Consider the following 8840-nt stretch of genomic DNA (forward strand, 5'->3'; position numbering starts at 1 on the left):
CTCAGCCCCCTCCCTGCGCCAGGCGGCGCCGTGCCTGCCACTTCAGCAGCACGCGGGCCAGCAGCGCCAGCAGCAGGCAGCACAGACCCACCAGCAGGCCCAGCCACAGCGGATTCTGCGCAAAATACCAGCGCGCCCAGGTCAGCGGCGGCAGGTGGCCTACGTAGTAGGTCTGGTTACCGGACATGCTGCGCACGGTGTTCTTGTGCAGAAGCACGGCGCTGCCCTGGAAATCGCGCAGCAGAGCCGGTTCGAACCACGCATCGAACAGACGCCCGAGCTGGCCGGGATCGTCGGCGATGATGGCCACCACGCTTCGCCCCTTCCGCAGCGGCGATTCAAAGCCGAGCATCACCACATCATCAGGATCCGGGCGCAGCCCCACCTCAGCCATCGAGGGCAGATCGGTGCGCTGCGCATCGGGCGACAGGAAGCTGGGCAGGTGGGAAGTCAGCCAATCGGACAACGCGAAGCTTCGTTGCTGCGTGCCCTCGCCGATGGGCATGTCCGCGGCCCATTCGGTGAACAGCGGCTGGGTGCGGCGCGAGCCCAGCACCAGCAGGTCCAGATCCGGGTTGGCGGCCACGTCGGCGGCGCGCAGGAAGCGGCTGCCCAGTGCCGGGTAGCCGGTGGACGCACCCATCCGGCCCAGCACGGTAAGCGCGTTGCCGACGTCCTCGGCAGTGAATGCATCAGGCAGCACCACGGCCGATTCGGACAGGTCGGCCATGCGCGTAAACGGGAAGCCGGCATTGCCGAACGCCGCCAGGTTGGGCATGGCCATGAAGTGGTGGAAGCCACGCAGGTCGATGCTGGAATCGCCATCGATGGCGGCCGACACATCCGGGAAGGTGTTCTTGCATTCGCCGGCCTGGGGGCGATCGAAGAAGAAGTGGAAGCGCAGCTGGCTGCTGGAGGAGAACGGGCCGGTGGGCAGCATCACCTTCTGCTCGATCGGCATCTGCCCGCGCACCTTCAGCTTGTTCCACAGTTTTTCCGGCATGGTCTGCGCGCGCGGCAGGCCATCCAGCGGCAGCGTGGTGACGAAGGCATCGTTGATGTTGATGTTCAACGCGGACTTGTCAGCGCCCTCGGGCAGCGTGTAGCGGTAGCGCAGGTCCAGCGGGATGCCCTGCTGGCGCCACACGAACAAGTCCGGCGGCAGCTGCAGGCCGATGCGGATGAGGTCCGGGTGGTAGCCAACCACGTTCAGTTCACTGGTGCGTGTCACCAGCTCGTCGAATCGCACGGGACGATCGCTGCGGATCCAGTTGGGGGCGTCGTAGGGCTTGCGCGCGGCGGCAGGCTTGAAGCTGTCGATGCTGGCACTCGGGCCGGACAGCGGTGCGCCCAGCGCCAACGCCGAGGCGGCCGTACGCAGTTCGGCTTCATCGCGACCGAGCACCAGCAGCAGCTTGCCGTTGGGGTCGTTGGGATGGGTGAGCACGGCCACGGTGGGACCCGCCACCTGCGGCATTTCCAGGCCCGGAATGCTCTTGCCGGCCGTCGCCAGCACGACGGCATTGCCCTGCAACGGCAGCGCATCGGGGCTGGCGGTGAAGCGCGCGCCGCGATAGCCGGCCAGTGCGCCGAACCACGAGGAGACGATGCCGGCGGCCTGCAGCGTGCCGGCGCTGGGCTGGCCCGCGTACACGAATGGCAGATCCAGGCGGCGGGTGTCGCGGGCATCAAAGAACGGCACGGGCAGCAGCGACAGATCGTTGTTCAGCTGCAGCGGCAACCACCCCAGCTGCAGGTAGCTGCTGCTGTCGATGTTGGCCCACAGGCTGGAATGGTCCGGATCCTCACACTCGCGGGTGTAGTGCCCGATCAGCTGCAGGTTGATGCGGTTGTAATCGATGATCAGCCGCGGATCGACGTCGATGTCACGTTCAATCACCTTGCCCGCCTCTTCGGTGGCGACCGGGAGCGTGGCCACGGTGACGTCGTTGACCGTTACCTTCAGGTGCGACAGGTCGGGGAGCAGCGAGGGCGAGTAGCTGTACTTCAGGTGCAGTGATGCACGGTCCACGACCTGGTCGCTGCGCACCGAGAACGGCACGCCGGCCGTGCCCTGCACACCACGCAGGGTGATCTCGTAGTCGATGCCGAGCTGCTTGAGCGTTGCGCGGCTCTGCTGCATGGACGCGGGCACCGGTGCGGTGGCGGGTACCGCGGCCACACCCACGCCGGCTGCAGGCGCGTTCGCGTCCTGCGCCTGCACCGCAGCCCACGGCAGGGCCAGCGCGAAGGCCACCACGGTGGCACGCGGGCGCAGCCGCAGGCGGCCAATGCGGAAAACACGACGGGTCATGCGGAATCTCCGGTACGCGGTGGGGCGGCATCGCTGCGACGTCCGCCGGTAGTGATGAACCGCCCCAGGCGGTGGAAGCCACGCAGGCTGGCCTTGAACACATCGCCGAACGAGCGCAGCAGCGTGTCCCGGTCATGCCGACCCCACAGCTGCACCCAGATATCGGCACGGGCAAAAGTGCAGGTCACCAGCCAGCGCTCCTGCTCCAGGTCCAGCTCGCCGAACTGCAGGCTGATGCCTGATGCATCGCGGTCGTGGCGGATGATCACCGGCAGCTGCTTGCTGCGGTTGCGGTTGCTCAGTTCGATGTAGGCCACGCTGCCAGGCTGCAGCGGCTCGGGTACGTCCAGCTGCACGGCCATGCCGCCGGTGGAAAAGTTCAGGGTGCGGCACCGCAGTGCGCGCCCTCCCTCCAGATGCAGAACCGCCGGCATCGACAGCGGTACGCGATGCGAGCGGCGGATCTGCCGCTGCTCGCCGGAGGTAGCGATGACCGCACCGAGCATGATGGTGTTGTACAGCGTCCAGCCCAGGTTCAACCAGATGGTGTTGCTTTGCCCATCGGTATCGGCCATGACCAGGCGCACGATGCCGACCACGATCCCGATCACGTTCAGCAGCAGAAGCACCAGGTAGGGCCGGGCGATCTGTGCGTCGAAGTAGCTTTCCTTGACCAGACCGCCCTTGGCGGTGACGTTGAACTTGCCCAGCTTGGGGTTGATGACCGCCATCAGCGTCGGCCGCAGGATGTACCAGGCCAGCGTGGTCTCGTACACCTCGTTCCACAGCAGGTGGCGGTGGCGGCCCTGCACGCGGACGTTGGTGAGGTTGGCCTGCAGGATGTGCGGCAACGCGTAGGCCAGGATCATCAGCGCCGAGGCGTGGATGACATGCGCACCGAAGAACAGGTAGGCCAGCGGCGCGGTGAGGAAAATGATGCGCGGCAACCCATAGAAGAAGTGCAGCATGGCGTTGGTGTAGCAGACGCGCTGCACGAACTTCAGGCCGCGGGTGAACACCGGGTTGTCCACGCGCAGGATCTGCGCCATGCCACGGGCCCAGCGGATACGCTGGCCGACATGTGCCGAGAGGCTTTCGGTGGCCAGGCCGGCAGCTTGGGGAATGGGAATGTAGGCGCTGCGCCAGCCGGCCTTGTGCAGGCGGATGGCGGTGTGCGCGTCTTCGGTCACCGTTTCCACCGCCACGCCACCGATGGCTTCCAGCGGCGCACGGCGCAGCACGGTGCAAGACCCACAGAAGAACGTGGCGTCCCACAGGTCGTTGCCGTCCTGCAGAAGGCCGTAGAACAGCTCGCCTTCGTTGGGCACCTTGCCGAACGTGCCGAGATTGCGCTCGAAGGGGTCGGCCGAGAAGAAGTAATGCGGTGTCTGCACCACGGCCAGCTTGGCGTCGGCAAGGAAACCGCCCATCGACATCTGCAGGAACGAGCGGGTCGGGACGTGGTCGCAGTCGAACACGGCCACGAACTCGCCATGGCTCTTCTTCAGCGCGGCATTGATGTTGCCGGCCTTGGCATGGTTGTTGTTGGTACGGGTGATGTAGTGCACGCCGACCTGTTCGCAGAACTCGCGGAACTCATCGCGGCGTCCATCATCGAGCAGGTAGATGTTGAGCTTTTCGGCCGGCCAGTCCAGCACGGTGGCAGCCAGGATGGTGGTTCGCACCACCGACAGCGGTTCGTTGTAGGTGGGAATCAGCACATCCACCGTCGGCCACTGTGCCCGGTCCTCCGGCAGTGGCACCGGTGGCCGGTTGAGCGGCCACGCCACCTGGAAGTAGCCGAGCACCAGCACCACGTAGGCGTAGATTTCCGCCGCCACCAGGCCAGCACCCAGCGTCAGGTCGACCAGCGTGCCGAAGCCGAGCGTCTCGGTCAGCCGCCACCACATGTACCGGGTGGACATGACCAGCGACAGGCCCATCAGGATCAGCGGAATGAGCCTCCCTTCGCGGTTGCGCAGCAGCAGCGCGATGCCGAATACCACCGCCGAGAAAACCAGCTGGTAGGTCACGTCCATCGGTACGGTGGCAACGAAGGCCAGCAGGGCGAGGGCACCGGCGACCAGAACGGCAAGGCCCAGGCGCACCATGAAAGCGCTGCGCGCGGGAGGCGATGTGTGCGTCATGCGGCTTCTTCCCGGCCGCGACAATGCGGCCTCTATCGTGGCGGAATCGCGGCCGCGTCCTTCCCCGATGCCGGGAGGTGCACCGCAGGTGGCGTTGACTCAGCGCCGGCGCAAGCGCGCCAACGGACTCTGCCCGGCATCCTGCAACGGTGCCTGGGCCAAGCGCTGGAACAGCTCTTGCAGCGGGGTCACAGCGGCCGCTACGGAGGCGACCGAAGGCGGCAGGGGCCCCGGCTCGGCTGCAGTCGACGGCCCAACGGCCTCGACGGCGGCCGGCATCGGCACCGCTGGCGAGGTCTCCTGCGGAGCGCCGGCGACAGTGGCCGGCTCATCGGAGAAATCGTGGTAGTGGGGTGCTCCGGCACGGGTGCCCAAGCGTTTGAACAGGCCGGCCACATCATCGTGACTGGCAGAATCAACAGACATTCAGAAGCCCTCGATAGACGGTGAACAGAACACTCAGCTGACCCGGCGCAGGACGTAGCGTGACACATCTGCCGAACTCCCCGGCCCCGGCTCCAGGTCCAGCGCGGGCGACATGCCTGACTTGCGGAACCAGACCCGGTAGACCCCTTCCAGGAAGGAGGTATTCCATCCTGCATGGTGGGCCAGCAACGCGGTCAGCGGTGCCGCCAGATGCTCGATGACCACCTCGGTGCCGCCATCCCGCAGCGTCACCGTGCCCCAGCTGATGCTGGCCCAGACCGCATTGGCGGCCGCTTCCAGCGCCTCCAGCGTGTCTGCGGCAGGCAGCGTATGCGCGCGCGCGAAGCGCTCGCCCATGCGTGCCATCAGCCGGGCGACATCCGCGTCCGGCAACGCCCCGGCAAACTCGTCCGCCATGGCCAGAATGAAACCCCGCCACTGCGGCGAACACGCCTGCACGCGGTAATGGTCCAGCAATTCAGATGCGCTCATGTAGGTCCCCAACGGCCCGGCGCAGAACGGGCAAAATCGTTCACTCGTCCCGCAACCGACAAAAAGTGTGAACTACGCCCCGATTTATTGTGGCACATCCCGAACCCGGATGGAGGCTTCCCTAGGCTCAACCCTATGGATTTGTTGATTTTTTTTATGAACGCAGTTTTCTGACAGGTCATTTCCACGCTCAGGGGGTCTTCGACGGGGGAGCGGCAGTCAGGCTTCCGGCGGCAGTTCGAAGACCTGGCGCAGGTAGCTGAGATAGCCCGGGTCGTCGCACATGCTCTTGCCCGGCGAATCGCTCAGCTTGGCCACCGGCTGGCCGTTGCAGCGGACCATCTTGATGACGATGTTGAGCGGGGTCGGGCCAAGATCGTTGGTCAGGTGCGTGCCGACGCCGAACGCCACCTGGCAGCGCCCACGGAAGTAGTCGTACAGGCGCATGACCTTGGTGATGTCCAGGCCGTCGCTGAAGACCAGCACCTTGCTGCGCGGATCGACGCGGCGCTGCTGGAAGTGGGCGAGCATGCGATCGCCCCAGTCGAACGGATCACCCGAATCGTGGCGCACGCCATCGAACAGCTTGCAGAAGTACATGTCGAAATCGCGCAGGAACGCATCCAGGCCGACCACGTCGGACAGGGCGATGCCGAGGTCGCCGCGGTACTCGCGTGCCCACGACTCCAGCGCCGCCACCTGCGAATCACGCAGGCGCGGGCCGAGGGCCTGGAATGCCTGCAGGTACTCGTGGGCCATGGTGCCGTGCGGGGTCATGCCATACAGGCGGGCGAAGTGCACGTTGCTGGTGCCAACCAGCTGCGGACCGAGTGCATCGCGCAGCAGCGGCAGCAGGCGTGCATGCCAGTCGCGCGAGTAGCGGCGGCGGCTGCCGTAATCGGCAATGCGGCACTGTTCGAAGCCGGGGGTATCGCGCAGCAGCGCGGCCTTGGCCTGCAGGCGGCGCTCGCCCTCGGCGAAATCAGCGGTGGTGGTGTTGCGGAACCAGACTTCGTTGATGATCGCCAGCAGCGGCACTTCGAACAGGATGGTGTGCAGCCAGGGGCCGGTGATGTCCAGGTCGATCTCGCCCGGCACCGTCGTCGACGGCTTCAGCTGGATGTACTTGCGATCGAGGTGGAACAGGCCGAGGAAATCGGCGAAGTCGGGCTTCACGAAGCGCAGGCCACGCATGTAGTCCAGCTCTTCATTGCTGAAGCGCAGGCTGCACAGGTGGTCGATTTCTTCGTTGATCTGGTCGATGTAGCTCGCCAGGTCGATACCGGGGGTGCGGCACTTGAACCGGTACTGGACCAGGGCGCCGGGGTGATGGTGCAGCACCGCCTGCATCATGGTGAATTTGTACAGGTCGGTGTCGAGCAGGGACTGGATGATGGCCATGGGGCGATTATGCCCCCGTTGGCGTGAAACGCGTTTTCCGAGCCCGGCTCTGTAGAGCCGAGCCCATGCTCGGCTGCTCCAGCCTCAGGCGCCATGAGCCCGGAACGGAAAGCAGCCGAGCGCGGGCTCGGCTCTACAGGGATCAGAGCGCCTTGCGCAGCAGCCGCGGCACCAGCATCAGCGCATGGGCCCAGATCGCGCCCCACACCAGCACCCGCACCGGCGCCGAGCGCTGCTTCGCCTCGAACTTGCTGAAGTAGCGCCACAGGCCTCGGTGCTTGTGCCACTCGACGAAGAACGGCCGCGAGCGGCTGGACACCCCGCGCACGTGCGTCACCCGCAGATCATTGGCGATGGCCACCACGCCGCCGGCCTCGCGCACGCGGCGGCACAGGTCCAGGTCTTCTGCGTGCAGGCGATAGCCGGCATCCCAGCCCCCGAGCCGGTCGAACAGCGCGCGCGGCATCAGCAGCAACGCACCGGACAGCGCCGGCACCTGCTGCATCGCCTGCGCCGGGTCGCGCGGGATGGCCAGCCGCCCGCCGCGTCCGGGCGAACGCAGCATGGCCAGGAAATCGGGATCGCGCCGGCGCACGGCGTCGTCAGCGAAGCCGTGCTCGTCCACCTGCTCCACGCCCAGCAGGCAATCATCCAGTGCCAGCGCGCGATCACGCAGCGCCGCCAGGGTGTCCTCCTCCACCAGCAGGTCGGGATTGATGAAGGCCAGCCAGGGGCTGCCTGAATCGGCCACGCCCTGGTTGTTGGCGGCGGCAAAACCAGGATTGTCCGGGTTGCCGATGAAGCGCACGCGCGCGTCGTGACTGGCGTGGCGCTGCACGATTTCCAGCGTGTCATCCTGCGAACCGTTGTCCACCACCCGGATCTCGGCCACGTCCTGCGCCTGGCGCAGGCGCGACAGGCAGGCATCGATGGTGCTGCCGCTCTGGTAGGTGACGACGATGGCGGCGATGGCAGGGTTCAAGCAGGCGACTCCGGCGGCGGTGGCGTGGCGAACAGGTCGCCCTGCTCTCGCGGCATTATCGCCTGCTGCAACCGTTGCTGCAGGTCATCGCGCAACGCATGCAGCGGGTCGTGCATGAGGAAATCGGCCAGCCGCGGCATCCAGCCCGGCCAGCGCGCGGCCAGGGCCTCCAGGTCACCCTCGCGGCTGACGGCCTCACCGGCGCGACTGACAAAGGCGTTTTCGCACAGCACGTTGCGCCAGCCCAGCCCGGCCATGCGCAGGCTGAGGTCGACCAGCGCCGCGTTCCAGCCGAGGTAGCTGTCGGTATCGAGGCCACCGGCACGGTGCCGCGCGTTGCCGCGCACCAGCACGGTGTGGGTGACCGCCGAGGGCAGTTCCGGGTGCAGGTTCGGCAGGCTTGCACAGGTATGGGCCAGCAGCGCGGTGTCGGCCGGCTCGGGATTGATTTCGCCCAGCCGCGGCCATGCGGCGGTTTCGCCGGCATTGCACCACGGCGTGGCGGTGGCGATGGCGGCATCGCGGGCGAACGCGGCCTGCAGCTGCTGCAGCCAACCGGGCGCGGGCACGCTGTCCGGGGCGAGCACGGCAACGTCCAGTCCCTCGCAGGCGCGCAGCATTTCGTCGAGGTGGGCGACTTCGCCGAGTGGTCGCGCGCGGCGAGTGTATTCGGCTTTCAGCGGTGTATGCGCGAGCCAGTGCTCGACCACGGCCTGCGCGCGCGGCCCGGCCTGTGCGTCATCAGCCAGCCATACCGCGGTGCCCGCGGCGGTGCCGGCGTCGAGCGCGGCCAGGCAGCGATCGAGCGCGGCATCGTCCACGCCCAGCGGCAACAACACGATCGCCCCCATCCCGCCTCCGTGGTAGTCGCTGGCGGTAGCCTACCACCGGCAGGGCTGCGCCCTGCACCCGCTGTAGAGTCGAGCCATGCTCGACTGAAGCAACAGGCGGAGCAACAGCAACAGCTGGGTACCTGCGGGTTGGCGGGGTGGGTCCGGTTGAGGGGGACGCTGCAAGTACGTCCCTGTAAGCTCGGTCGCCGCATCCATGCGGCTCACGCCCCCTCAACCGGACCCAC

General features: G+C 66.9%; 7 protein-coding genes. All 7 read right to left on the reverse strand.

Annotation, left to right across the window (positions count from 1 at the left end):
• Window position 1: 1 nt before the first annotated feature.
• Window positions 2-2314 carry a cellulose biosynthesis cyclic di-GMP-binding regulatory protein BcsB gene (bcsB, locus tag FJU31_RS03235; RefSeq protein WP_150453452.1) on the reverse strand — a complete coding sequence of 771 codons (2313 nt, stop codon included), beginning with the start codon at window positions 2312-2314 and terminating at the stop codon, window positions 2-4.
• Window positions 2311-4461 (reverse strand): UDP-forming cellulose synthase catalytic subunit, encoded by a 2151-nt coding sequence (gene bcsA / locus FJU31_RS03240; protein WP_150453453.1) that lies wholly within the window; start codon window positions 4459-4461, stop codon window positions 2311-2313. Before bcsA ends, bcsB begins: the two co-directional genes overlap by 4 nt.
• A 99-nt stretch (window positions 4462-4560) precedes the next feature.
• Window positions 4561-4887, reverse strand: coding sequence for a hypothetical protein (locus FJU31_RS03245; RefSeq protein WP_150453454.1), 327 nt, complete (start codon window positions 4885-4887; stop codon window positions 4561-4563).
• A gap of 33 nt (window positions 4888-4920) precedes the next feature.
• Complete coding sequence (gene bcsD / locus FJU31_RS03250; protein ID WP_150453455.1) at window positions 4921-5379, reverse strand: cellulose biosynthesis protein BcsD; 459 nt, start codon at window positions 5377-5379, stop codon at window positions 4921-4923.
• A 219-nt stretch (window positions 5380-5598) separates the two neighbouring features.
• A complete protein-coding gene (gene pncB / locus FJU31_RS03255; protein ID WP_150453456.1) occupies window positions 5599-6780 on the reverse strand; it encodes a nicotinate phosphoribosyltransferase in 1182 nt (393 codons plus the stop codon).
• 142 nt (window positions 6781-6922) lie between these two features.
• Entirely contained in the window at window positions 6923-7762 is an 840-nt protein-coding gene (locus FJU31_RS03260) for a glycosyltransferase family 2 protein (RefSeq protein WP_150453457.1), read from the reverse strand.
• Window positions 7759-8613 (reverse strand): glycosyltransferase family 2 protein, encoded by an 855-nt coding sequence (locus FJU31_RS03265; protein WP_150453458.1) that lies wholly within the window; start codon window positions 8611-8613, stop codon window positions 7759-7761. Before FJU31_RS03265 ends, FJU31_RS03260 begins: the two co-directional genes overlap by 4 nt.
• Window positions 8614-8840: the final 227 nt, after the last annotated feature.

This window comes from Stenotrophomonas cyclobalanopsidis (genome assembly GCF_008710035.1).
Taxonomy (GTDB): Bacteria; Pseudomonadota; Gammaproteobacteria; order Xanthomonadales; family Xanthomonadaceae; genus Stenotrophomonas; species Stenotrophomonas cyclobalanopsidis.